The 23,605-nt window shown below is 65.0% G+C and carries 23 protein-coding genes; 7 read left to right on the forward strand and 16 right to left on the reverse strand.

Features of this window, described 5'->3' with window-relative positions; genetic code table 11:
* Position 1: 1 nt before the first annotated feature.
* From icmH to tssA, 11 genes are read right to left on the reverse strand one after another with little or no spacing between them, the layout of a single operon-like run.
* The gene (icmH, locus tag E5X34_RS01840) at positions 2-1,330 is read right to left on the reverse strand and encodes a type IVB secretion system protein IcmH/DotU (protein WP_292560270.1); all 1,329 of its coding nucleotides are present in this window, start codon (positions 1,328-1,330) and stop codon (positions 2-4) included.
* A gap of 4 nt (positions 1,331-1,334) precedes the next feature.
* Complete coding sequence (tssK, locus tag E5X34_RS01845; RefSeq protein ID WP_292560272.1) at positions 1,335-2,669, reverse strand: type VI secretion system baseplate subunit TssK; 1,335 nt, start codon at positions 2,667-2,669, stop codon at positions 1,335-1,337.
* A gap of 35 nt (positions 2,670-2,704) precedes the next feature.
* Positions 2,705-3,157, reverse strand: coding sequence for a type VI secretion system lipoprotein TssJ (tssJ, locus tag E5X34_RS01850; RefSeq protein ID WP_292560274.1), 453 nt, complete (start codon positions 3,155-3,157; stop codon positions 2,705-2,707).
* Positions 3,158-3,160: 3 nt separating this feature from the next.
* A complete protein-coding gene (gene tagH, locus E5X34_RS01855; protein ID WP_292560277.1) occupies positions 3,161-4,615 on the reverse strand; it encodes a type VI secretion system-associated FHA domain protein TagH in 1,455 nt (484 codons plus the stop codon).
* Entirely contained in the window at positions 4,612-5,679 is a 1,068-nt protein-coding gene (gene tssG, locus E5X34_RS01860; protein ID WP_292560280.1) for a type VI secretion system baseplate subunit TssG, read from the reverse strand. Before tssG ends, tagH begins: the two co-directional genes overlap by 4 nt.
* The gene (gene tssF, locus E5X34_RS01865; RefSeq protein ID WP_292560282.1) at positions 5,643-7,517 is read right to left on the reverse strand and encodes a type VI secretion system baseplate subunit TssF; all 1,875 of its coding nucleotides are present in this window, start codon (positions 7,515-7,517) and stop codon (positions 5,643-5,645) included. The genes tssG and tssF overlap by 37 nt, the downstream gene beginning before the upstream one ends.
* Before the next feature lies 1 nt (position 7,518).
* The gene (gene tssE, locus E5X34_RS01870; RefSeq protein WP_292560285.1) at positions 7,519-8,271 is read right to left on the reverse strand and encodes a type VI secretion system baseplate subunit TssE; all 753 of its coding nucleotides are present in this window, start codon (positions 8,269-8,271) and stop codon (positions 7,519-7,521) included.
* Entirely contained in the window at positions 8,258-8,734 is a 477-nt protein-coding gene (locus E5X34_RS01875) for an Hcp family type VI secretion system effector (RefSeq protein ID WP_126062707.1), read from the reverse strand. Before E5X34_RS01875 ends, tssE begins: the two co-directional genes overlap by 14 nt.
* 46 nt (positions 8,735-8,780) lie before the next feature.
* A complete protein-coding gene (gene tssC / locus E5X34_RS01880) occupies positions 8,781-10,286 on the reverse strand; it encodes a type VI secretion system contractile sheath large subunit (protein WP_010910844.1) in 1,506 nt (501 codons plus the stop codon).
* A gap of 3 nt (positions 10,287-10,289) precedes the next feature.
* Entirely contained in the window at positions 10,290-10,826 is a 537-nt protein-coding gene (gene tssB / locus E5X34_RS01885; protein WP_040985731.1) for a type VI secretion system contractile sheath small subunit, read from the reverse strand.
* A 5-nt stretch (positions 10,827-10,831) separates the two neighbouring features.
* Positions 10,832-12,007 (reverse strand): type VI secretion system protein TssA, encoded by a 1,176-nt coding sequence (gene tssA / locus E5X34_RS01890; RefSeq protein ID WP_292560764.1) that lies wholly within the window; start codon positions 12,005-12,007, stop codon positions 10,832-10,834.
* A gap of 331 nt (positions 12,008-12,338) precedes the next feature.
* Here tssA and tssH point away from each other — a divergent pair, with 331 nt between their 5' ends.
* Positions 12,339-15,170, forward strand: coding sequence for a type VI secretion system ATPase TssH (tssH, locus tag E5X34_RS01895; RefSeq protein WP_292560287.1), 2,832 nt, complete (start codon positions 12,339-12,341; stop codon positions 15,168-15,170).
* A 324-nt stretch (positions 15,171-15,494) separates the two neighbouring features.
* Positions 15,495-15,899 (forward strand): host attachment protein, encoded by a 405-nt coding sequence (locus E5X34_RS01900; protein ID WP_127885326.1) that lies wholly within the window; start codon positions 15,495-15,497, stop codon positions 15,897-15,899.
* Between the two features lie 92 nt (positions 15,900-15,991).
* Here the strand turns inward: E5X34_RS01900 and E5X34_RS01905 are convergent, their stop codons facing one another.
* The 5 genes from E5X34_RS01905 to E5X34_RS01925 form a co-directional block, all read right to left on the reverse strand.
* Positions 15,992-16,468 carry a plastocyanin/azurin family copper-binding protein gene (locus E5X34_RS01905; protein ID WP_245463186.1) on the reverse strand — a complete coding sequence of 159 codons (477 nt, stop codon included), beginning with the start codon at positions 16,466-16,468 and terminating at the stop codon, positions 15,992-15,994.
* 157 nt (positions 16,469-16,625) lie between these two features.
* On the reverse strand, positions 16,626-17,246 hold the full coding sequence (locus tag E5X34_RS01910; RefSeq protein ID WP_292560290.1) for a hypothetical protein: 621 nt from the start codon (positions 17,244-17,246) through the stop codon (positions 16,626-16,628).
* A 120-nt stretch (positions 17,247-17,366) separates the two neighbouring features.
* Positions 17,367-17,582, reverse strand: a complete 216-nt coding sequence (locus tag E5X34_RS01915) for a hypothetical protein (protein WP_292560293.1) — start codon at positions 17,580-17,582, stop codon at positions 17,367-17,369.
* 149 nt (positions 17,583-17,731) lie between these two features.
* Positions 17,732-18,559: a universal stress protein gene (locus E5X34_RS01920; protein WP_292560298.1), complete on the reverse strand. Its 828-nt coding sequence runs from the start codon at positions 18,557-18,559 to the stop codon at positions 17,732-17,734.
* A 106-nt stretch (positions 18,560-18,665) separates the two neighbouring features.
* The gene (locus E5X34_RS01925) at positions 18,666-19,199 is read right to left on the reverse strand and encodes a flavin reductase family protein (RefSeq protein WP_292560301.1); all 534 of its coding nucleotides are present in this window, start codon (positions 19,197-19,199) and stop codon (positions 18,666-18,668) included.
* Positions 19,200-19,508: 309 nt separating this feature from the next.
* Here E5X34_RS01925 and E5X34_RS01930 point away from each other — a divergent pair, with 309 nt between their 5' ends.
* From E5X34_RS01930 to E5X34_RS01950, 5 genes are all read left to right on the forward strand, one after another.
* Positions 19,509-19,961, forward strand: a complete 453-nt coding sequence (locus E5X34_RS01930) for a phasin family protein (RefSeq protein ID WP_292560304.1) — start codon at positions 19,509-19,511, stop codon at positions 19,959-19,961.
* A 67-nt stretch (positions 19,962-20,028) separates the two neighbouring features.
* On the forward strand, positions 20,029-21,837 hold the full coding sequence (locus E5X34_RS01935) for an alpha/beta fold hydrolase (RefSeq protein WP_292560307.1): 1,809 nt from the start codon (positions 20,029-20,031) through the stop codon (positions 21,835-21,837).
* A 15-nt stretch (positions 21,838-21,852) separates the two neighbouring features.
* The gene (locus E5X34_RS01940; protein ID WP_292560309.1) at positions 21,853-22,227 is read left to right on the forward strand and encodes a cytochrome c; all 375 of its coding nucleotides are present in this window, start codon (positions 21,853-21,855) and stop codon (positions 22,225-22,227) included.
* Between the two features lie 37 nt (positions 22,228-22,264).
* Positions 22,265-22,690 (forward strand): DUF3775 domain-containing protein, encoded by a 426-nt coding sequence (locus E5X34_RS01945; RefSeq protein ID WP_292560312.1) that lies wholly within the window; start codon positions 22,265-22,267, stop codon positions 22,688-22,690.
* A gap of 73 nt (positions 22,691-22,763) precedes the next feature.
* Positions 22,764-23,591, forward strand: a complete 828-nt coding sequence (locus tag E5X34_RS01950) for a universal stress protein (RefSeq protein ID WP_292560315.1) — start codon at positions 22,764-22,766, stop codon at positions 23,589-23,591.
* Positions 23,592-23,605: the final 14 nt, after the last annotated feature.

The raw sequence follows: 23,605 nt of genomic DNA on the forward strand, positions 1-23,605 counted from the left end.
CTCAGAGCCTCTTCTCGACCAGGACCTCGACGCGCCGGTTGAGCGCGCGGCCTTCCCGAGTGGAATTGTCGGCCACCGGATCTGTTTCGGCGCGACCCTCGGATGAGATGCTCTCCGGCGGCACGCCGGCCTGCACCAGAAGCTTGGCTATGGTCTCGGCGCGCGCTTCCGACAGGCGCTGGTTGCTGGCAAGCGGGTTCGACTTCTGCAGGCGCACATTGTCGGTATGGCCGACGACGGTGATCTTTCCGATCAGCTCCTTGTTGTCCAGGATAACCTTGGCGATCGACGCGATCAGCGGCTCGTAACCCTCGGTCAGCGTCGGCCGCGACGACTGGAACAGCTCGGGATTGGAGGACTGGATGATGAGCTTCGCCAGCGAGACGCTCTCGGTGCCGCTGAGCGCGCCTTTGAGGTCATCCGGCGCCGCGGCCTTGAACTCGGGCAGCAGCGCGAAATCGACCGGCTGCGGCGCTTCGGGTTCGGGCGCATCCTGCTTGGGCGCGGCGCGGGTGACGTCGCCGCGCGAGGCCGGCGGCAGCGTGCGCACCAGCGCGGAAAGCTCGACGGCCTGGCTGCTCAAGCCCATCGACAGGCCGGCATATGCGGCAGCGGCGACGACAATCGCGGCAAGCGCCATCACCCAGATCGGCACGATGAAACGCTGCGGCTCGTCGGACGCGATCACGCCCTTCCAGTTCGGCGACAGCGGCGAATCCTCGGCATCCGCATTGCGCAAGAAGCGCGCCGCAGCTACCCGCACGGCGTTGAGCGAACGGTCGCCGGCCCGGCCTGGCACCCGGTACTTGCCGCGGAAGCCGAGCGCCAGGCAGTAATATTGCAGCTCCAACATTTCGCGGTCGCGGTTTGGATGCCGCTCCAGCTCGTCGAGACGGGTGAAGAACTGGGTACCGGCATCGACGTCGCCGCGCAGCATCACCACAAGCGGCTGGCGCGGCCAGGCGCTGGCGCCGCCCCATGGCGTGTTGAGCGCGAGGTCATCGAGCAGCGCCGCCACGGCCCAGGCCGCTTGGTCGGCGCGCTCCAGCGAGGCGCCCGAGGCAACAGCGGCGTCGCGCGCCCGCACCAGTTCGTCGAGCAGGCGTGTGCGCATCACTTCCGGGTTCTCCGGCGCCAGCGCGCTTTCGAGCTCCGGCGCGAATTCGAGCAGCGGCGCGAAGATGTTGATCAGCGTATTGGGATGGGCGCGCGCCCGCTTGACCGGCGCGCCCGGCGCCAGCGGCGCCATCGGCCGGGGCGCCGCACCGGTCAGCCGGATGCGTGTGCGCTCGCGATCCTCCGACAGTCCGAAGGGATCATCCCGGCTCATGACTTCACCTGTTCACCGAATAGCAGTCGACCTGCGGCTCGCTCGGCAGCACGCCGGAAACGCCGATGACGAAGCCCGGAGCGTCGAGCAGCGAGGCCCAGTGCTCGCTCTTCTGGTCGAGCTCCAGGCACAGCCGGTCGCCGTCATAGGGGATCTCGCGGGGCTGCGAGTGCAGCGGCTTCAGCGGAATGCCAGGCAGGCGCGATTTCCACAGGCCCTCGAACTGGTCGGCCGAGCCGACCGTCGCCTGGTTGACGAAGATCTTGCGCAGCGCGTCTTCCGAAAGCTCGGAGCCGACGCGGATGACGATGCGGCTGGCAACCAGCAGCTTCGGGTTGTCGATCCGCACCTTCCAGACATTGGTCGCGTGTCGCATGACCGGCAGCGCGCGCGACTTCGGCTCGATGTAGCGCAGGCTGAGGATGAGCGAACGCAGGGCGTCGGCCAGCGCCATATAGGCGGGGCCGGGCGCCATGTGGTCGTAGGCCGGCAATTCGCCGAGCCGCCGCGAGCTCGAGCCGTAGGTTGCCATCTCGCCGGCGAGGCCGGCAAGCTCGAGATAAAGCTCGGCCGGATGGAAGACGTCCTGCGCCAGCATATGCGCCAACCGCGGCCGCGCGGCATTGGCGAGGTGCAGCATCAAAAGGTCCTCGACGCTGCGGCCGGCGCCGCCCATCACCATCTTGCCATGCGCTTCGGCGATCTGGTCGAGGCCGGTGACGACCTCCTGCAGCAATTGCCGGTACCAGTGCACGGCGCCGGTGATCAGTGTCGGCGGCAGGAAGGACTGGTCGAGCGAGACGCCGCCATCGGCGCGCACGCCCGTGATGTCGGCGACCGGCAGCGCCGTGTAACCGCCGACCGACTTGCCGGGCGCCAGCAGCACCGCTTGCGGCCGGGCGATCTCGATCTCCTCCGGATCGGCGCCGCCGTGCACGGCGTCACGCACCGGGACGATCTTGCCGTGGTAGCGCGCGCCGGTCGATGCGGCATGCGCCGGATCGAAGCCGACGCCGCCGGGCGGCTCGAGCGGCAGCGCCACCAGTACCGGCCCGGCGCCGGTGTCGGCCGTGACCGGCAGCGGCTTAGGCGCATCCATCAGCTCCGGGATGGAGAAGGGCGTGCCGTCCGGGAAGATGCCCCGGGCGGATACGATCGACACTTGGCCGGCGTCGAGCAGCGACTGGTCGAGCGTCAGCTGCTGGAAGCCGAACGTATGGAGCTGGCCCGCCTGCAAGGCGCCGCGCACCATCCCCTCGAAGAACCGGTCCTGCTGCTGGAAATGCTGGGTCCTCAAGAAGAGCCCCTCGGACCACAGCACCCTGTTTGCGTCGCTCATGCTGCCACTCTCTGCACTGCCCTGTTGACGCTTCGCTAGGCGGATATGCCGCCTTTGCCGAGGCTGACATTGATGGTGAATTTCGACCCCGGCGAAACCGACTTGGTCGTGCGCCAGTTGCGTCCGCCGGGTTCGCGGATCAGCGCGACGAAGCCGAGCGCCGTGGCGTTCGGCTCGACCGTGATGGTCTTGGCCGCCGTCCTGCCCGGCGCGACCGAGATCGCGTCCGAGCCGATCAGGTCGGCGCCCAGCGCCGAGCCCGCGTCGCCTTGCAGCGCGAAGTAATCGGCCGAGTTGAACTTGCCGGTGCTGGCAAGCCGCATGACCAGAACCGTCACCGGCCGGTCGCCGCCGCCCGGTCCCGGATTCATGCCGGCGCCGCCGGTCACGTTGACCGAGATCACCGATGGTTTCGGCGGGCCGCTCTGGCAAGCCGCAAGCAGCCCCGTCGCGCCGAGGGCAACGATGAATTCGCGTCTGTCGATCATGCTTCACTCCTCTTCATATGCGTCCCTGAAGTCTGCGCCGATCTCGCCCAGGAAGCTCGATTCCGCGCTCTGGGCGATGTCGCGATGGCGTTTCTGGTAGAGCTCCCACAGCTTGGCGTTGCGCCCGCCGGCGAGCAGATTGCCGATCGCGGAATTGGACTTGAGCTCTTCTTCGATCGCGGCCGGATCGAAACGGTCGATCATGCGCCGCAGCGCCGCCTGCACGCCGCGCCAGGCGCGCACGTGATGTTGCGCGAGATCTTTGACAGCATCGCTGATCGCCGCCTCGCCGGAGAGAAAGCCGGGGCTGCGCTCGGCGATGATGGTGACGATGACGTCCTCGACCGTCGGCAGGAATTTGAGCGGGTTGACTTCCGAAGAACCGACCACCGTCTGTGCGACGCGCGCGCTCCCCTTCTCTTCGGCGCGCTTGCGCAGGAGCTGCATCAGGCCGTCGAGCATCAGCCTGTATTCGCGCCCGAACTTCTCCATCTCGGCGATCGCGTCACGCCCGGGAAAGTCGGCCTCCTCGACGCCCATGCCGCGCAGGAATGCCGCGCGCAGCGCCATGTCGCTCGGCGCGGGCTGCGCTGCACGCGACGGCCGCGGCGCGGGAGCGGCGCGAGGCGACGGGACAGGGGGCTCGGGGACCTGCGCCGGTATTTCCCAGGGACGGGCGGCCTTCGGCTTCTCGGCCGGCCGCTGGATGCGATCGGCTGGATCGGCACCGTGGCCGGAAGCGGGCGTCGCGGCTGGCCCGAAGCTGAAATCGTCGAAGCCGGCGGTTTTGGGCGGGGTCTCGGGCATGTCGTTGCGCGCTGGCATGTCGCCAAAGCCGAACGGGTCAGCTCGGCCGGCGGCGGGCTCGTCGTTCGAGGCGGGCGTCGCCACCGGATCGAGGCTGAACGGGTCGTCGAAGGCCGGCGAGCTGCGCTGGTTCGAAGCGCGATCGTAAGCTCCGGGCACAGGCTGCTCGAACGGATCGGGCAGCCCGGCCGGGCGCGGCCGCTGCGGCTCCTCCTCGACCTTGGCCGAGAAGAAATCGTCGCCGCCGATACTGGCTGGCGTCCGCGCCTGTGGCGACGGCCATGCCGGCGCGGCGTTGGCGATCGGCGCCTGGCCGATCGAGGTGTGGCCGGTGCCCGGCTGGATCTCGACATGGAGCACATAGTCGCCCATGCGCAGCCGCATGCCGCTTTGCAGGCGGGTCGACCTGCCGGTTCCGAGCGGGCTGTCGGAGTCGTCAATAAACAATCCGCTGCTCGACGTGTCGGTGACAAAATAGCCGTCGCGGCCGCCGCTGATCTTGCAGTGCGCGCGTGAAACGAACATGTCCGGGTCGTCGATCTGCCAGCCGGCATCGGCGCTGCGGCCGATCACCAACTCGCCCTCGTCCAGCCGGGTCTGCCTGACCAGTTGCGAGCGCGGGCCTTGTTCCAGGGTCAGCAGCAGGCTCATGCGGCTGCCTCCGCCATGTCCAGCCGCCAGCCGACGATGGTGCGCAGCCTGAGATCGTCGGCGTCGCCCTTCTCAGCTGGGCGCGAGAGCCAGGAAGTTCGGCCGAGCTGGATGGTTCCCATCTTGGGCGCCGGCACGGCGTCGCGCGCCAGCACGATCCTGAGGTCGACATCAAGGGCTTCGCCGATCATGTCGCGCACCGCCTTCTTGAACAGGGCAAGCCTCCGTTCTCCGGGCAGGAACGACTTGAAATCATCGAGGCTGAGCGGACCGACGCGCAATTCGATGCGGCTCTGCCGGCTGAAGACGCGAGGGCCGATCGTCGCGCCGCTGCCCAGCGCCGCATAGGCCTTGCCGACTTGGCTCTGCAGCGCCTTCGGAATGGTGATCCAGGCGGCGACGAATTCCTTGATCTCAACCGGCACCTTGAAGGCGGTGGCGAGGAACAGCGTCAGCCGCTCGGCGCCGTCGACCTGGTTGGCCAGCGATCCGGCTTGGCGCAGCCGAACCGTGTCGAGCTCGGGGTCCTGCGTTCCGGGCAGACCGATGCCGGCCATGGCTTCCAGCATGGCGCGCACACGACCGCCGACCGAACGTTCGACCTGCACCGCCGGATGCGCGTCCGCCCAGGCGCGGTAGTAGAGCGCGATCATGCGGTGCTGCAGGATGTTGACGAAGTCGACGAAGGTCGTGTCGCTGGTCTGCTCGGCGTCGGCGCCGGTGAACCAGCGCTGCGACAGCCGGTCGAGCACCCAGCGCGTCAGATGCAGTGGCATCGGCCCTTCAGGCCCGAGCAGGCCGAGATTGGCGAGGGTCACCCGCGCCGGAGCCTTTTCGCCCGCATCCTGGAATTTGACCACGTCCCTGGCCGAGAAGCTCAGGCGCACATGCTGGCCGAGCCTTGCCGGCTCGCGCTCCGCGGTTCCGGAATGTCCGAACAGGCCGCGCCGCTGCTCCAGCCGGCGCAGCAGCTCGAAGAAGTCGTAGCCCTCCGACAGCGGCTCCGCTTCGGTTGTGGCCGGTCGCGCTAGATCAGGTAGCGATTGCCGGGCGTCATCGGCCATGGCACATCCTCCTGCTTCTGCAGCAACCGCGTGCGGGTCCGCACGAAACCATTTATCCCGGCATGGCGGGCGAACAGCCGCGCCAGCAGGGCCGAAAGCAGCAGTGTGCTCTGACCCGCCAGCACCGACTGGTCGACATGCAGCGTCACCTCGGTGCCGCGGCCGAAACACATCGGCCCGTCGATCTGGAGCCGCTCAATCACCGGGCGCGATTCGATGCGGGTGATCGAATGCACGTTGCGGGCAAGGCTCGGATCGCCGCGATCGGCGTAGAGGTCGAGCAAGGCATGCAGCGGGTCGACGCCGCGGCCTTCCTTGGCGAGGCTGAGGAAGTTGAGCGAGAGCTGCGCCACCAGCCGCCAGGCGAGATTGTCGGCGCGGGATTCGCCTTCGGCGCCCGCCGGCAGCGCTGCCGGAATCGCCGGCTGCGGCGGCCGCAGCGCACCTAGCAGCCGCACCGCTTCCACTGGATCGGCGGTGTCCAGCGTCAGCGTCGGCGTGTCGTCCAGGATCGGCAGGTCGCGATTGGTGCAGAGCGCCATGACATCGAGCCGCTTGAGCGGCCGGTTCGCCGGGCTTCCGGCTGGGCGCGAGATCGCGATAAAGACATCGTCGCCCGTGTAGGAGGTGCGGGTCAGGCCGTCGCGCCGCTCGTCCTCCGTCGCCCGGCGCGGGCGCCGCTCCGTCGAGTAGACCCAGCCGCTGCCGCGGTTCTGTCCCAGGCTGAACAGTTCTGGAATGACCGCTTCGCCGCCTTCGGCGTCGGCGTCCTCAACCCGGGTGACGCGGAAGATCTCGAAGTCGCGCGCCCGCGTGCGATCGGCATGCAGCACCTGGCGCGTCCGCCGCGGATCGATCTCGATGACGTTGCACTCGCGTTCGAAGAGATTGATGATCGGCGTCGCGAACAGCTCGAAATCGGCGGCCGTCACATCGGCGAGTTCCGGCACCGGACGCCGGAACAGGAAGATGATCTCTATTGCCCCATCGCACTTGCGGATCACCGGCTGCAGGCCGGCAACCCGCACATAATGGAAGCGCTCCGGGATCATGAAATATTCGCGCAGCAGCCGGTATCCCTCGAAAGTCGGGCGGGTGCGCGGCATCAGCGCTTCGTCGTCGTGGATGCCGATCATCTCGGGCTCGGGCAGGGCGGTGAGCGGATTGGTCTTGCCTTCCGCCCGCGCGCCGACGGCCGAGCAGGCGCCGAAGATCGCGTCGAAGATGAGCGGCGCCTTGGCGCGTCCGGCGAAATAGAGGTCGAGACGATCGAGCGACAATTCGCTGAGCTTGCCCTTTCCGGTCCGCGCCAGCGTGATGCGGAACGCAGCCTCGCCGCGCACGCCGCCGACCGGCGCGATGCCGGCGGCGGCAAGCGCGCTGCGGTCCTGGAAGTAGCTGACCGAGGCGATCGCGATCGGCCACAGCGTGACCTCCTGCGCGGTGGTGAAGGTCGAGCGCGTCGAGAGCCCCGGATGCAGGCCTGAGACCAGCCGCGTGCCGCGCGCGACGGCGTGACCGGCGATCATCGACTGCACCTGCTGTCCAGGCTTCAGCACGGCCATTGCCGTCGCCGGCGCCGGCGTCACCAGGTCCGGATAGAGCACGTCGAGCACGGCACGCGAGAAGCGCGAGCGCTCCGCGTCGACCTTGAGCCGCGTGCGTGCGGCAAGGAAGGCAACGCCGTCGAGCAGCCTTTCGACATAGGGGTCGGGGCAGGGGACGGTATCGAGGGAAAGGTTGCGGGCGACCGCCGGATGCATGTCGGCGAATTCGGCAGCAAGCGCCCGGATGTGGGTCAGTTCCTCTTCGTAATACTCCACGAAGACCCGATCCATCTCAGGTCTCCCGGAATTCGGTTCGCGCCAGGCCGTTGTCGAGATTGATCGTGGTGCGCAGCCGCATGCGTTCCGGCGTCGGCGTCATGATCAGCACGGCGTCGATCTCGATCTTGAGGCCGACGCTCTTGTCGCCGAGCGTGACGTTCACGGTCGTCGCGCTTTCCTTGAGACGCGGCTCGAAGGTGGCGAGCACCGCGCGGATCTCGCGCGCCAGGGTATCGCGGTCGAAATCCCGCGAGGAGCGGCCGGAGAAGGACGGCACGCCGTAATTGACGACGCTGCGGCGCACTTCCGGAAAATCGGCGAGCGGCGGCAACTCGTCCAAGGGCTGTTCGTGCTCGGCGTCGGACAGCATCGGCACGGATTCGAAACGCTCGGTGTTGAACAGCGCCTCTATGTCGCGCCGCACGGCTTCGCGCAGCACGCGCGCCGACACCACCACGCCGCGGCTTTCGATTTCGGCGCGATGCTCGGTCTGGAAGATCAGCCTGTGCAGTCGCCGTTTCTGCTCGGCCGTAAGCTCGGCATCGGCATCGATAGCCCGCGCGCTGCCGGCAAGAAGAGCCTCGACGCGCTCGGCGCCGAGTTCTTCATCCAGCAGGCGACGCAGCCCATCAATCTCCGACGTCAGCCCGGGCAAATCGTTGACGAGGCGGTCCCAGAGGGAGGGCTGAACCGCCTCGCGCTTTGCCCGGGAGCTGCCGGCAAGCTGCGCCTTCGCGCCGGGCCGCTTGGCCTCACTTGCCGACATAGACGTCCATTTCGATCTCGTCGTCCTTGTCGTAGACGAACTTGATCTTCTTGTAGGCGAAGCTGACCTCTTCCTCGATCAGGTCTGGCTCGTCTTGCGCCTGCCGCATATCGTATTCCATGATCGAGGCGTCGGTGAGCGTCACGACCAGGTAGTCGCTGGTCTCGCCGTCGATGGTGCGGCGTGCTGAGAACACAACCTCGTCGAGCGCCTTGTTCTCGAACAGCGCCTTCTTCAGGTAGGGCGACGACTTGTCGTAGTGCTTGAAGAACTTGATCATTCCCATCGACACGCGGCCGCGTCGCGACAGCGAGTTCGGGTCGTATGGCGCGATCATCTTGTAGTCGACGCCGTGGATCTCGATCTCGTCTTCATGGCCGTCGCGTTTGCTCGGGCCCTTGATGTCCGGCACTTTCAGGAAGCCGTCGATTTTCGTCGAGGGCGCATCGGTTCTGTCTGGCATTGTCTTTCTCCACCGCTACGAAACAAGATGACTTTGCTTAACGAGTTCAGCCCTTCACCGACGGCAGTTCCGACACCAGCCGGAGCGAGGCGTTGATGCCTTCCAACTGATAGTGCGGACGCAGATAGAAACGGGCATTGTAGTAACCGGGCCGGCCTTCGACGCTGTCGACCTGCACCTCGGCCGCGGCAAGCGGGCGCTTGGCGCGCGCCTTGTCGTCGGCGAAGGCAGGGTTGGCCAGCACGTATCGGTTGATCCATTCGGTCAACCAGATCTCCATATCGGTGCGTTCCTTGAACGAGCCGATCTTGTCGCGCGCGATCGCCTTGAGGTAATGCGCGAAGCGCGAGACCGGGAAGAGGTAGGGCAGGTTGGCGGAAAGCCGCTCGTTCGACTGCGCGTCCGGATCGACCAGGCGTCCGGCCCGCGTCTCGTCGTCCTGTAGCGAATGCGCGCCGATGAAGGCCGCAAGATCGGTGTTCTTGCGGTGCAGGATCGGCATCAGGCCGAGCTTGGCCAGCTCCGCTTCGCGCCGGTCGTCGATGGCGACCTCGGTCGGGCATTTCATCGCGATCGAGCCGTCGTCGGTCGGGAAGGCATGCACCGGCAGGTTGAGCACCGTGCCGCCGTTTTCGACGCCGCGGATCTGCGTGCCCCAGCCATAGAGCTTGTGGCTGCGGTTGATGTTGACGCCCATCGGGAAGGCGGCGTTCATCCAGACATATTTGTTGTGGTCGCCGCCCACCTCCTCCTCGAAGGTGAAGCCCTTCACCGGAACGGTTTCCGAACCATAGGGCAGGCGCGCCAGCACGCGCGGCATGGTCAGCCCGATATAGCGGGCGTCCTCGCTTTCGCGCAGCGACTGCCATGACGCATACGCCGGGTTGTTCACGATCATCTGCAGGTCCTGCGGGTTGGGCAGTTCCTGCCAGCTGTCCATGCGGAACAGCCGCGGCGAGGCGGCGGCGATGAACGGCGTGTGCGCCGAGGCGCAGACGCCCGAAATGTTGCGCAGCAGACCGACGTCGCGCGGATGGTTCGAGAACTCGTAGGCGCCGATGATGCAGCCGATCGGTTCGCCGCCCAGCATCGAATACTCGTCCGTGTAGACCTTCTTGAAGATCGGACTCTGGTCCCACATCTGGCCTTCATAGTCTTCCAGCGTGTCGGCCAGCTGCTCCTTGGAGATGTTCATCACCCGGATCTTCAGCTTGGTATCGGTCTCGGTGTTGTTGATCAGGTACCAGAGGCCGCGCCACGTGCCTTCCATCTCGCGCACTTCCGGCGCATGCAGGATCTCGTTGACCTGCGTCGTCAGCATCTTGTCGATGCCGGCGATCAGCGACTTGATCGACTTGATCGCATTGGACGAGATGGTCGTCGTCTCGGAGCGCGATTGCGCCGCCAGCGCCAGGTTGCGCACCAACTGCTGCAGCTTCTCGCTGTCGTCCTTCTTGACCTTGAAATCCTTTTCAAGGAGTCCGCTGAATTCGCCGAGATCGATGGCTTCCGCCTCGGCGGTGGCGGCTGCGGTCTTTTGCTGTTCGGCCATGACTTACTCCTCGCCCTTGCCGTCATCCATCGCCTGGCTGGCGATCTTGCTCAGCAGCGGCTCGTTGTTCAGAAGCTGCGCGATGCGCTTTTCGGCGTCGACGCGGCCGTCCATGAAGCCCAGCAGCTCCTCGAGCTGACGGCGCATCTTCAGGATCTCGGCCAGCTGCGGGACCTGCTCGGCGATCTTGTCCGGCGCGAAGTCGCCCATCTTGGAGAAGGTGAGGTCGATGGCGAGCTCTTCGTCCCGCTCCTGGCCCTCGGCCTGCGGCAAGGTGTTCTTCACCCGCGCCTTCACGCGCGGCCCCATCGCCTCCATGAATTTCGGGAAGCGGTTGGCGTCGGTTTCGACGAAGTTGCGGTCGAGGACCGATTTCGACGCTTCCTTGGTCTGTGAAGCGCCGGCAAGGTCGGCCATCACGGCCATGACGAACGGCAGTTCGATCGTTGTCGGGCTGCCGTAGGTTTCGACGTCGTAGGCGATCTGCACGCGCGGCGCGCGGTTTCTTTCGATGACCTTCGCTTTGCTCTCTGCTGGCATGCTTGTTACCTTTCATCCTTCTGGGCCGGCTTCTTGGGATCCGGGACACCGGCAAGCAGCCGGAATTCCTTCAGCCCCGACGGGGCGAGATCTTCCATCAGTTCCACGAAATCCATGTGCACCATCCGGCGCACCCGCCGGGCGAGATGCGGGATGGGGCTGGACGGCTCGGTGCGGTCGTAGAAGGCGACGACGAGGTCCAGGCATTTGACGACTTCGTCGCGCGAGTTGATCCGGTCCGGCAGGCCGGCGCTCGCTTCCACTGGGCTTGCCACACTTGCCATCGGCTCGGCTCCATGACCGTTTCGGGCGGGCGTCGATGCCGGCTGCGCCGGCTGTGGGGAGGCTTTCGCGGCGCCATTCGCAACTTGCGTGCCGGCGCTGGAATTCCGCTCCAGCGTCGTCAGCAAACGCTGCAGGAACTTCTTCAATTCCGGGATGGTGGCGCCATTGCCTTCGATGCGGGCGTTGAGCGCGACATCCACCGCCTCGAGAGCGGCGATCGCGGCACGCGCGTCGGCCAGCAGCGACGTCACCGCGTCCACCGCTTGATCGACCTGCGCCGCGCATCCTGTGCGCACACGGTTCAACAGCTGGTTGTGGGCGCTCGTCAGCGCCGCCTTTTCGGCGGTCCCGAGGCCGGAGGCTGCCTCCTGGAGCATGACGCGTTCGTCGAGCGCCGCCTGTTCCAGGTCCCGGCCACTGATCGGCCCGATCGCGCGCGGCGAGAAGAACACCGCCTGCCTGAGGTTCGCCAGCAGGCCTTCCTGGCCGTTTTGCAGATCGAGCAGCGCATTGATGCGGCGCAAGGCGGCCTCACGCGGCGCACCTGTTCGCAGCGCAGGGTGCAACGTGTCCCAGTACTGTTCGAAGGTCCTGGCGATGAGCGTCAGGCCCTGGGCAAGGCCGGCCAGCCCTTCCTCGTTGGCCAGGGCCCGCGCAACGATGACCAGCAGGCGCAGATCCCGGCCGCGCGGGCGCAATTCCTCGGCTTTTTCCAGCACGGCCGTCCAGTCGACCGGACTGGATTGCGAAGTGGGCTTGCTGTTGCCGTCATGAACGACTTTGACCTGAGGCTCGGTCAGGCGCTCCAGCTCATGAAAGGCCGGGTCGTTGCGCAAGTCCTCTCCTGACGGATTCGCACCGTTCAGAGGATTCAGCCAGAGTGCGAGATCAATCACACCAACCCCCAGCCAGCGGCCCTGAGACCCCATGTGACGTGACGTTATCACTGGCCTCACGCGACGACAATTGAGCACCTGCGCAAAAACTAACGGAAGCTAAACGCAGCCGCTTTCTCGGCGAAACCCATTGCGCGATTGTCGGACCCGGTATGTGAAATGGCTCGCATAGTCCGGACGGCAATCCATGTTTGTTGCCACGAGTTTGCAAGGCTTGTGTAACCGGGCGGTGCCGCCCGGATAGATTCAAAGGCCCTATCCGCCGCACGGCTTTGTCAAGCAGCCGCTTATATGGCAGGGTATGGGTCGGCAGGTTGCGGGAGCAGGTTCGATGGAACAGCGCCGGTCATCGCAGAGCTTCAAGCGTAAGGAACTGGTCGCCAAGCTCAACGCCACGGGGGTGCGCGCCTTCAAGGCCGCGGCCGACACGGCCAAGCTGCGCGGCAATCCCTATGTCGAGCTCGCCCATTTCATCCAGCAGCTGGTGCTGTCGGAACGCTCGGATGTGCAGATGATCGTCGCCGACGCCGGCCTGGATGTCAGCCGGCTGACGGCCGACATGACCCGCGCCATCGACAAGCTGCCCTATGGCGCCACTTCGGTGGAGGAATTCTCAGACCACATCTTCCACGCCATCCAGGAGGGTTGGAACCTGGCGACGCTGGAGTTCGGGGTGGAGGAGGTGCGCAGCGCCCATATCCTGCTCGCCTGCCTGAAGACGCCGGCGCTGGAAGGCCTGGTGTCGAAGATCAGCGCCGAATTCGACAAGATCGACGCCGATGATGTCGTTTCCCGCTTCGCCGATGTCACGGAAGGCTCGCTCGAAGCCGGCTCACCTCCCGCCGCGTCCGTGGCGGAGACGCCGGTCAAGCGGGGCCCGGGCGGGGATTCCGCGCTCGCCAAATACGCCACCGACCTCACCCAGCGCGCCCGGGACGGCAAGATCGATCCGGTCGTCGGCCGCGATCCCGAAATCAGGCAGATCGTCGATATCCTGATGCGACGCCGGCAAAACAACCCGATCCTGACCGGCGAGGCCGGTGTCGGCAAGACGGCGGTGGTCGAGGGATTTGCCCTGCGCATCGCCCAGGGCGACGTGCCGCCAACATTGCAAAATGTCAGCGTGCGCATGCTCGATGTTGGGTTGATGCAGGCCGGCGCCAGCGTTAAGGGCGAGTTCGAGAAGCGGCTGAAGGCGGTTATCGACGAGGTCCAGGCCTCCGAAGTGCCGATCATCCTGTTCATCGACGAGGCGCACACGCTGATCGGTGCCGGCGGCGCGGCCGGCACCGGCGATGCCGCCAATCTCTTGAAGCCGGCCCTGGCGCGCGGCGAGCTTCGCACCATCGCCGCCACGACCTGGGCCGAGTACAAGCAGCACATCGAGAAGGACCCGGCGCTGACCCGCCGCTTCCAGGTGGTCAAGATCGACGAGCCGTCGGAAGCCGTGGCCGTGCTGATGCTGCGCGGCGTCGCCGGCGTGCTGGAGCAGCATCACAAGGTGCAGATCCTGGACGAGGCGATCGAGGCGGCTGTGTCGCTTTCGCACCGCTATATCCCGGCCAGGCAACTGCCGGACAAGGCGGTCAGCCTGCTCGACACCGCCTGCGCCCGCGTCGCGGTCTCGCAGCATGCGACGCCGGCCGAGGTCGAGGACATACTGCGCCGCCGCCAGACGCTGGAGGTGGAGAGCGGCATCATCGGCCGCGAGGCGGCGATCGGCATCGACGTGGCCGACCGGCAGGCCCGCGTCGATGCCGGGCTGGTCGAGACCGAGACCGCCTTGGCCGCCGCCCAGGCGCGCTGGGACCGGGAAAAGGCCCTGGTCGCCGAGATCCTCGACCTGCGCGCGAAATTGCGCGGCGAGGGCGTGCCGCTCGACGAGGCGGCGGCTGAGGAGGCTGCTGCCGGGGGCGAGAGTGCGGAGAGCGCGGCGAAGGCGCCCGAGCAAAAGGCTCCTGAGAAGAAGACTGGCGACGGCGCGGCTGCCGGGGCCAAGAAGGCCAAGGCCCCGAAGGCCAAAGGGGCAAAGGCCGCAAAGGCCGAAACAGTTTCCGCCGAGCCCGCGGATGAAGCCGCCGCTGATCTGGCGCGGCTGCGCGAGCTGATGGCGGAACTTGCGGCCGCGCAGGGCGAGACGCCGCTGATCCTGCCGTCGGTCGATCGCAATGCGGTCGCGGCCGTGGTGCAGGATTGGACCGGCATTCCGACCGGACGCATGCTCTCCAGCCAGACCGAGAAGGCGTTGAAGCTCGCCGCCACCCTGTCCGAACGCGTCGTCGGCCAGGATCACGCCATGGAGATGATCGCCAAACGTGTGCAGACCAGCCGCGCCGGCCTCGGCGCGCCGGAAAAACCGGTCGGCGTGTTCCTGCTCTGCGGCCCCTCCGGGGTCGGCAAGACCGAGACCGCGCTGGCGCTGGCCGAGACGCTCTATGGCGGCGAGCAGAACCTCATCTCGATCAACATGTCGGAATTCCAGGAAGCCCACACGGTCTCGACGCTCAAGGGCGCGCCGCCCGGCTATGTCGGCTACGGCAAGGGCGGCATCCTGACCGAGGCGGTGCGCAGGAAACCTTATTCGGTGATCCTGCTCGACGAGGTCGAGAAAGCGCATGCGGACGTGCATGAGATATTCTTCCAGGTCTTCGACAAGGGCATGATGGACGACAGCGAGGGCCGGCGCATCGACTTCAAGAACACGCTGATCCTGCTCACCTCGAATGTCGGTTCCGATGTCATCATGGACCGCACCAGGAACGGCACCGTGCGGACCGGCATCGACGATCTCGACCAGGCCCTGCGCCCGCCGCTGCTGAAAGTGTTCCCGGCCGCCTTCCTCGGCCGCGTCGTCACCATTCCCTATTATCCGCTGTCGGACGCGATGATCGAGGCGATCGCCCGGCACCAGTTCGGCAAGATCGCCAAGCGCCTCAAGGCCACCAACGACGCCGAGCTGGTGATCGGCGATGGCGTGATGGATCTGGTCAAGGCGCGCTGCACCGAGATCGAGTCCGGCGGGCGCATGATCGACGCCATCCTGACCAACACGCTGCTGCCGGAACTCAGCCGCGGCGTGCTCAACCGCTCGCTCGAGGGCAAGAAGATGGCGAAAGTCATCGTGGGTGCGTCGCCGGAAGGATTCACCTACTCTTTCGAATAGGACCTTGCCGCGGCGGGTCAAGCTTCGACGGCGCCCCCCCGTCCGGCATGATGCGAGGTTCGCCGGCGTTGATCCCTCCGGTGTGATCTACGCCGCGGGCGGCGCTTCTGCGGGTTCGATCCGCCCCGCCGCCCGGAGGTGCTGACTGTCATCGAGGCGCTGCATTCCGCCTTCTGCCCGAGTTAGCCCGTCATTGAATGGCCGTGCCCGGCTTTGATCGAGGTCAAAGCGACGCGAGGCGATCAGGGCTTACCTGTCTGGCAATGGCAGTGAAATGATCGGACGGCGCTGGAGTGCTCGGCTGATCCGACCTCGGAGAAACACATGATTCTGAATAACGGCACCCTCGTCGCGGTTACGGATGGCGAGAGCCTGCGACTTTTTCACAACAAGGGGCACGAACCTCATCTCGACCTGATCGAAGTCGAGGATTCGGTCCTTGAAGTGGCCCACGCCGGATCCGGCGGCAGGCATCGCAGTTCAACCGCCAATCCGGACGAGTCCCGGCTGGGCGAAGACGACTTTGCCGCGTCGATCGCGAGCTATCTCAATCATAAGGCCCACGAGAAAGCCTGCGAGCATATACTGGTGATCGCCGATCCGCGCACGCTTGGCGAGATGCGGAGGCATTATCAGCCGTCACTGAGCGCCAAACTCGTCGGCGAGATCGCCAAGGACTTCGTCAAGCATTCGGTGATATCGATCAAAGGCGCCATAGAAACCGCCTGAGGCGATCGACACGCGGTTCGCCCCGATTGGCACAACCACATTTGGCTTGGCGAGCACGCCGCGGTTCGTCGCCGGGCGTGCTCGGTGTCGTCTTATTGAACCTTGATGGTGGCCCACATGCCGTTCATGAAATGATCGGGGATGTTGCAGAAGACCGCGTAGAAGCCTGGCTTGAGGTCGAGCGTCAGCGAACCCGACTTGCCCGGATCGAGTTCCGAGACCTCGCCCAGATGGCCGGCCGCATCCTCATCGACACGGTTCTCGTTCGAAATATAGGGCAGCGTCGTCTTTTTTGGGTCCGCCACGGGAACGACGATCATTTCATGGACCGTGGCCTTGGAGGTGTTGGTCACATCGAAGGTCACCTTGCCGGCCGGCACGACCTTCTTGTCGACCTGAACCTTCATCATCGCCATGCTCATATTCGCCGGCATGCCCATCCCCATCTTGGCGTCGGCGTTCATGTCGCCGTTCTTGTCCCACAATTTCACGTTGACCGTGGAATCCGCGAACGCCGGCGCCGCAACGGCCAGCGTGGTCAACGCCAGTCCAATTCTCAGAAACTGCATCGAATGTGCTCCTGTCTGCCGTCCGGCGACCACAAAGGCGGACTGCTTGGAAAGATGATCGGTCGCGAGCGCTGTCTAGCAAGCCCAGCCTGACAACCCGCTGACGGTTCCGACGCTCGGTCGGTTGGCGATCAACATCACAGTCGACGGCCGCCTCCTAATTCTGTCGGCCGTCCGGCTGCGCGACCGGCTCGCCAAGGGCCTGGCCAAGGTGGATCGACTGAGGCGGAAGCGCGCCCGAGGTCGAGAAAGGTTCGGCCGGCGAAATCTCGGCGCCCTCAGGCGTCGCACTGTCCGGGAATTGCTGCACCGCCATTTCCTGCGACCATACGGCGAGCACGCTTCGACGGGTCGCCTCGACGACGATGCAGTAGCCTGAGGGGTCGAGGATCGACAGCACGGCGTGATCGTCGCGGCGCGCCAGGCGGAAGGCCCGGTCGATCACGTCCAGGCAAGTGGCGAGGTGCCGCGCATCGGGCAGGCGCGTGTCGCGAAGCATGTCGGCAAGCCTGAAGGCGACAAGGCCCTGGTCGCCGACCATGGTCCCCTCGCGGCCAAGCTCGAAGAAAACGGCGACGACGGGGAGCATGCTGCGGATCGAGGCATAGATCGCCGCTGCTTCCTGCGGACTGCAGGCAACCAGATGCGGCGCGTCCGGCGGAGCTGGTTCCGCTGACGGACCCAGTCCCAGCGAATGCGCGATCTCATGTTCCAGCCATTGCCGGACCGCCGGCGGAGCGGTTCGGATCTGCTCGGGGCTCAGGGTGATACCGACCATTTCTAGCGTCTCCAGCTGATTGCTGGCGGCATCAAGACAGGTCGGGGACGCAACGACCTTGATCCTCGTCAAGTTGGACAGGATGCGGCCAACCGTCAGGACCACCCGGCAGTGGGAAGCTCACCAGAGAGAAAAATGCGAACCCAGGAACACGAGGAACTGGCCGGTGATCAAGGGAATCCTCAGCAGCGGACCGTCCTCTCCGCTGTCCTGCACCGGCTGCCCGAGCACGCAGGGATGCGCCTTCAGCACATCTCTCCAGATGGTTGGAAAGTCCGATCCCTTGCTTCTCTCAGCATTGCAGGTGTCGACAAGCCTGGCGACGGCATTTCTCATTGAGCGGCGTTACCTTAAGTGCCTGACTGCGCCACATATGAAGGATTTCGATGCGAAGAATTTGATTTCGGTCAATGCGTCGAAAATTAGTCGCCTACAGCGACCCCCACGCATTCCCCTGCATGCAGGTGTGTCCTTAGGCGACGGCATCAGTTCGACATCAGCCGAGTGAGCCACACCTCGTCCAGCAAGGAGCGGGTAACGCCGCCGAACACCCACTCCCTCAACCGGCTATGCCCATAGGCGCCCGACACAATCAGCTCGGCGTTCATCGAGGCGAAGAAATCGACGAGGCGATTGCCTTCATCATCGGCCGTCTTGATGAGCTCGGTGCGCGCCTTGATGCCGTGGCCGGCCAGGAAGCTCGCCACGTCCTTGACGCTGTCCCTGGTCCAGTCGTCCGGATTGCGATCGACCGCGACTATGGTGACTTCTTCGGCCATGGCCATAAGCGGTACAGCGTCCGCCACCGCCCGCCTGGCCTCACGCGTGTCCTTCCAGGACACCACGATCCTGCGAGCCGGCAAATCCATCGCGCCCTGAGCCGCGACCAGGACCGGCCGGCCCGCGCGCAGCACCAGCGATCCTGGATCGACCGTGCGGTAGGAGTCGCCCGTCGACGCGCCCTGGGAAGCGCTGGTGACGACGATGTCGGCCATGCGGGCTCTCCGGGCCACGGCGTGATTCGGATTTTCGATATCGCCATGCCAGTCTGTCTTGACCGCTCCGGCCACCAGGCCGTCGAACTCGCCGTTCAGGTTGGTCAGGCGGCGTCGGATCTCATCCCGCGACTGTTCCCAGATATCGGCGGCGATCGCCGCGCCCTCAGGCGCCATCGTCACCGGCAACGGCGCATCCGCGGCGCAGAACCCTATCAAACGGGCGTCAAAGCGCTTGGCGAGATTCACGCCGATCCGCGTGATCGGTTCGATCGGACCGTCGATGTTGAGGTTCAGGAGAATTGATTTGTAGCCCATCGCACGCGCTTTCGATTTGATCCTTCTCGATGAACCAAACCCTATGTCCGACGAGCATGCGCGCCTTGATGTGGATCAAAGTCGCTTCTAAGCCGCGCCCCGACGTTCAAGGCATCCGGGATTCGAAATGGATTACCTCGCCGTCGACCACGAAGGTGCCATGCCCGATGTGATGGATGGTTTTCGGCCTCGGCTGTTGCGGATCGATCCAAGCCTTGACGACTTCCAGCAGGAAGAGATTGTATCTGTTGACCAGGCGCGTATCGACCACGCGGCACTCTAGGTTGGCGAAACACTCGGCCACCAGCGGCGCCGACACCTGTTCGGCGGGAAGCGGCGTGAACCATGCGGTCGCGAACTTGTCCGTATCCCGGCCGGAACAATTGCCGACCTTCACGACCTTCTCCGCAAGGCCGACGGCAGGAATCGCGATCACGCATTCCCTGGTTTGACGCAAGGCGAAGAAGGAGAGGTCATTGCTTGACACCACGCAGGCGATCGTAGGCGGCGCGACTTCCACCATCGTGTGCCAGGACATCGTCATGATGTTCGAGCGGCCTTGCCTGGACCGCGTCGAAAGGAGGACGACCGGACCGGGCTCAATCAGCCGGTAGACATCGGCAAGCGGCAATTCCTTCATATCCGTCCCTCGCTTTGCGTCTGCGGGTGGGCTTGTGGGCTTGTTGTCCCGGACTTGTCGCGGGCATTGCCGTCACTTGCCTTGATCAGGGTCAAAGCGGGCATGCCGGACCGGATTGATCATGATCAATGCCAGCTTGCGCGGCACCTGCGATGTTTGGGCAGGACGGCCAAAGGGGCTCGTTGATGGTCACTGGAGATTCCCTGCTATGGGGCGCCGTGCTCTGCCTCGGCTTCATCGCCGGAGCCGCGATCTATTTCGAGCACGCGTCGTTCCGGCGAAGCAAAGGCTTGTCCGCAAGCCACGGCTTTGGACGCCGCTCACGGCCGCATCAGCCAAAATCAGGAAATTGAACCGAGAAGCGAAGGGAAAGACACCATGATGTGGAATCCAGAAGAGTTTCGGGCGCCCGAGTTGCTCCCTTTCGCTCAAACCGGTCAGAAATTCATGCGGGCGACCGCCGCGATGCAGGCGCATTCGGTCCGCGCGCTGCTGCGCTACCAGATCGAAGGCGTGTCCTTCCTCAAGCGGCGGTTCGAGGATGACCTGAAGCTTGTAGAGGAGCTGACCGCCGGTGACGAGTTCGTCGATGCGTTCGACGTGTTCGTGAATTTCGTCCAGAACGCCACATCCGACTATGCGAAGGAAGCCGGCAAATTCGCTTCCATCGGCGCCAAGCTGGCTTCGGAGACAGCCGGGCAAGTCCGCAAGGAGGCGAAAGCAACGATGAACGACATGGCCGCGGCAACGCTTCCCGCCTGAAATGTCGCCGTCAGGGAAAAGCTGGAAGCCAGCCGCCGATCGGTCCTCCGCCTGGAGCAGTCATGACATGGCGGAAGATCCGGGGACGCCGCAGGGCTCCATGGGCACCGAGGTGATGGCCGCGGCCCCGGCGCCGCTATTGCCGGACAAAGAAAGCGTAAGCGTCTATCGCGACGTCGACAGGCTCTCGCACGCTCTGGTGGCGGCCTTCACCGCCGGCATTTCGCCGATCAGCCTCCTGCAGGCTTGGCAGGACTGGCTGCTGCACTTGTCCACATCGCCGGGCAAGCAGGCGGAGGTCTCCACCAAGGCGGTCGAGAAGCTCGTCAGGTTGAATGATTTTCTTTTTCGCTGCGGGCTTGGAATGGGGACCGCTGCGCCGACCATCACACCCCTGCCGCAAGACAGAAGGTTCCAGCACCAAGCGTGGCAAACATTCCCGTTCAACGCCATGCAGCAAGCCTTCCTGCTCTCCCAGCAATGGTGGCACAACGCGACCAGCGGACTTCCAGGCGTTACCAGAAGGCATGAGCGCCTCGTCGAGTTCTACAGCCGGCAGATCCTGGATACCGTCTCTCCTTCCAATTTCCCGACGCTTAACCCGGAGGTCATCGACGGGACCTTGCGGAAAAACGGCGCCAATTTCGTCAACGGCGCCAGCAATCTGGTCGACGACCTGCTGCGTCTGGCCGACGGCAAGCCGCCGGCTGGCGTGGAAAACTTCCAGCCGGGGATCGAGGTTGCCGCCACACCGGGCGAGGTGATCTTCCGCAATGAACTGATCGAGCTGATCCGTTATGCGCCGGTGACGGACACCGTGAAGGAGGAGCCGATCCTCATCGTCCCCGCCTGGATCATGAAATACTACATCCTCGATCTTTCACCGGAGAACTCGCTGGTCCGCTATCTTGTCCAGAGCGGCTATACGGTTTTCTGCATCTCCTGGCGCAATCCGGGCAGCGATCAGGCCGGAGTGTCGCTGGACGACTATCGCCAGCTCGGCGCGATGGCGGCCATGGACGCGGTCGAGGCAGCGACGGGAAGCAGCCGGATTCACGGGGTGGGCTACTGCCTTGGCGGGACGCTGCTGTCGATAGCGGCGTCGGCAATGGCCCGTGACGGCGACCACCGCCTGGCCAGCCTGTCGCTTTTCGCGGCGCAGGTGGATTTCGAAGAACCGGGCGAGCTCGGACTGTTCATGGACGAGAGCCAGATCACGCTGCTCGAGGACGTGATGTGGGTGGAAGGCACCCTCGACCAACGGCGCATGGCTGGCGCTTTCCAGATGCTTCGCTCGCAGGATCTGATCTGGTCACGCATGGTGCGCGAATATCTGCTCGGCGAGCGCGCTCCGATGACCGACCTCATGGCCTGGAATGCCGATTCAACCCGTATGCCGTTTCGCATGCAGTCGGAATATTTGCGGCAGCTCTATCTGGACAACGACCTTGTCGAGGGACGCTTTCGCGTCGAGGGAAGGCCTGTTCATCTGGAAGACATTCGAGCCCCGGTGTTCGCGGTCGGCACCGAGACGGACCACGTCGCGCCGTGGCGTTCGGTATTCAAGCTGACCTATCTCCTGGACACCGACATCGACTTCGTCCTGACCACCGGCGGGCACAATGCGGGTATCGTGTCGGAGCCCGGACACCCGAACCGTTCCTATAAAAGGCTCAGTTGCCGCCATGCCGCCCTTCGTCCCGGCCCGGACGAGTGGGCAAAAGAGGCGGCCGTGACATATGGCTCCTGGTGGCCGGCCTGGGTCGAATGGCTGGCCGGTCATTCCAGCCGTGAGGTCGCGGCCGACCGGGGCCATGCCCTGGGCGCCTTGAAGACGGTTTGCGCGGCGCCCGGCACGTATGTCCTCGAGCGGTAGCTGCGTTCCAGCCGTTTGAGCGAGGTCAAGGCGCGGCGGCCGCTCAAGACGTATTCAGCAGCCATGAAACGTCGAACAGCGCTCAAGGTTCTGCCGTTTGCTATCGTTTTCGCATCGTCGGCTTGGGCGGGCGATAATCTGCAGGTCGCCTATGGCAAAAGGCTGGTCCAAACAAACTGCGCGCGGTGCCACGCTGTCGGCCGGACTGGCGAAAGCACCCATCCTGATGCCCCGCCTTTTCGTCTATTGCACCGCCGCTATCCGATCCAGGACCTGCAGGAAGCCTTGGCCGAGGGAATCTCCACCGGCCATCCGGACATGCCCGAGTTTGTGGCCTCTCCGGATCAGATCGAGGCGATCATCGCCTATATCGGGAGCCTCGGCCAATGACGGAGGAGAGCGCTGACGGTGCAAGAGGAGGTATCGGATGAAACGCGGAATCGGTAGTGAGGACACCGAGTCTCCTGAGCTGGCGATCTCCGCCGGCAAGGTCTGTTTCATAATTGCCAAGGCGCATGGATTCGATGTCAAGGTCGCCATCACCGAGCCGGATTCGGGCTCCAATCCCACGGACGACGGCGAAGTCGCGGTGCTTCAGGACCATGATGATGACCCCGTGCGCGAAGAGCTTGGGTCGCTGATCTCGGATCTCTCTGTCGACGAGCAGATCGACCTCGTGGCGTTGACATGGCTCGGCAGGGATGACGGCAAGGCGGCCGATTGGGACGAGGTTCGCCAGCAGGCCGCCTACGCTCACAACAGGCACACGGCCGACTATCTTTGCGGCAATCCGCTGTTGGGCGATCACCTTGCGGCCGGGCTCGATGCTCTCGGCCTGTCCTGTTCCGGCTGAACCGAAGTTGATGCACATCAAAGCGGGACACTTTCGGCCGTGCTGGTCTACCCGTCTCTGATGGAGCCCGGATATGATCTACACGACGATATTGGTCCAGCTCGATATCGACGCACCGGCAACGCCGCGGCTGATTTTCGCGCGGCAGGTCGCAAGGAAGTTCGAGGCGGATCTGATTGCGCTGGCGGCTGCCGAGCCCTCCACATTGGTGTCGCCGAGCGAGTCTTCTCCGGCTGTGGCCGAGGTGTTGCGTCACCGGACGCTTGAGATCGAGGATCGTATCAGCAAGCTCAAGGAGGAGTTCCTCGCCGTCGCCGGTGACAACGAGCGCGCATCCTGGCGTGCGGAACTCGACGACCCTACGCGCGCCGTGGCGCTGCACGCGCGGGCGGCCGATCTGGTGATCACCGGAGCGCCGGCCGCGGCTGCCGCCGGCGATTTCCGAAGGACCGTGGATCCGGGAGCATTGGTGCTTTCCGCGGGCAGGCCGGTTCTGTTTGCGGCCGACGATCTCGCCTCCTTCAAGGGTGAGAGGATCATGGTCGCCTGGAAGGATTGCCGCGAAGCGCGGCGGGCCGTGGTCGACGCGATGCCTTTCCTGCGCAACGCCAAGGAAGTGACCGTTTTCAATGCGGCCGAGGAAGGAACGCTCGTCGCGCGGGATGGCGCGGCGGACGTGGCGCGCTTCCTGATGAGGCATGGTGTGAAAGCCCGGTCCCAACTGCTCGAAAGCGAGGGAAGCTCGGTGGGCGACTCGATTATCGCTGGAGCTGATCGTATCGGGGCCGATCTCATTGTGGCCGGTGGTTATGGCCATAGCCGGTTCCGCGAATGGGCGTTCGGGGGCGCGACGCGATCCCTGCTCGGATCGGGCTCGTTCCACAGGCTGCTGTCGAACTGAGTAGCCACTGCATT

This window comes from Mesorhizobium sp., assembly GCF_004963255.1.
Taxonomy (GTDB): Bacteria; Pseudomonadota; Alphaproteobacteria; order Rhizobiales; family Rhizobiaceae; genus Mesorhizobium.

Bases quoted from the DNA above. Each gene is read 5' to 3' on its own strand.
- icmH (WP_292560270.1), bottom strand. From the start codon at position 1,330: ATGAGCCGGGATGATCCCTTCGGACTGTCGGAGGATCGCGAGCGCACA.
- tssK (WP_292560272.1), bottom strand. From the start codon at position 2,669: ATGAGCGACGCAAACAGGGTGCTGTGGTCCGAGGGGCTCTTCTTGAGG.
- tssJ (WP_292560274.1), bottom strand. From the start codon at position 3,157: ATGATCGACAGACGCGAATTCATCGTTGCCCTCGGCGCGACGGGGCTG.
- tagH (WP_292560277.1), bottom strand. From the start codon at position 4,615: ATGAGCCTGCTGCTGACCCTGGAACAAGGCCCGCGCTCGCAACTGGTC.
- tssG (WP_292560280.1), bottom strand. From the start codon at position 5,679: ATGGCCGATGACGCCCGGCAATCGCTACCTGATCTAGCGCGACCGGCC.
- tssF (WP_292560282.1), bottom strand. From the start codon at position 7,517: ATGGATCGGGTCTTCGTGGAGTATTACGAAGAGGAACTGACCCACATC.
- tssE (WP_292560285.1), bottom strand. From the start codon at position 8,271: ATGTCGGCAAGTGAGGCCAAGCGGCCCGGCGCGAAGGCGCAGCTTGCC.
- E5X34_RS01875 (WP_126062707.1), bottom strand. From the start codon at position 8,734: ATGCCAGACAGAACCGATGCGCCCTCGACGAAAATCGACGGCTTCCTG.
- tssC (WP_010910844.1), bottom strand. From the start codon at position 10,286: ATGGCCGAACAGCAAAAGACCGCAGCCGCCACCGCCGAGGCGGAAGCC.
- tssB (WP_040985731.1), bottom strand. From the start codon at position 10,826: ATGCCAGCAGAGAGCAAAGCGAAGGTCATCGAAAGAAACCGCGCGCCG.
- tssH (WP_292560287.1), top strand. From the start codon at position 12,339: ATGGAACAGCGCCGGTCATCGCAGAGCTTCAAGCGTAAGGAACTGGTC.
- E5X34_RS01900 (WP_127885326.1), top strand. From the start codon at position 15,495: ATGATTCTGAATAACGGCACCCTCGTCGCGGTTACGGATGGCGAGAGC.
- E5X34_RS01905 (WP_245463186.1), bottom strand. From the start codon at position 16,468: ATGCAGTTTCTGAGAATTGGACTGGCGTTGACCACGCTGGCCGTTGCG.
- E5X34_RS01910 (WP_292560290.1), bottom strand. From the start codon at position 17,246: ATGGTCGGTATCACCCTGAGCCCCGAGCAGATCCGAACCGCTCCGCCG.
- E5X34_RS01915 (WP_292560293.1), bottom strand. From the start codon at position 17,582: ATGAGAAATGCCGTCGCCAGGCTTGTCGACACCTGCAATGCTGAGAGA.
- E5X34_RS01920 (WP_292560298.1), bottom strand. From the start codon at position 18,559: ATGGGCTACAAATCAATTCTCCTGAACCTCAACATCGACGGTCCGATC.
- E5X34_RS01925 (WP_292560301.1), bottom strand. From the start codon at position 19,199: ATGAAGGAATTGCCGCTTGCCGATGTCTACCGGCTGATTGAGCCCGGT.
- E5X34_RS01935 (WP_292560307.1), top strand. From the start codon at position 20,029: ATGGCGGAAGATCCGGGGACGCCGCAGGGCTCCATGGGCACCGAGGTG.
- E5X34_RS01945 (WP_292560312.1), top strand. From the start codon at position 22,265: ATGAAACGCGGAATCGGTAGTGAGGACACCGAGTCTCCTGAGCTGGCG.
- E5X34_RS01950 (WP_292560315.1), top strand. From the start codon at position 22,764: ATGATCTACACGACGATATTGGTCCAGCTCGATATCGACGCACCGGCA.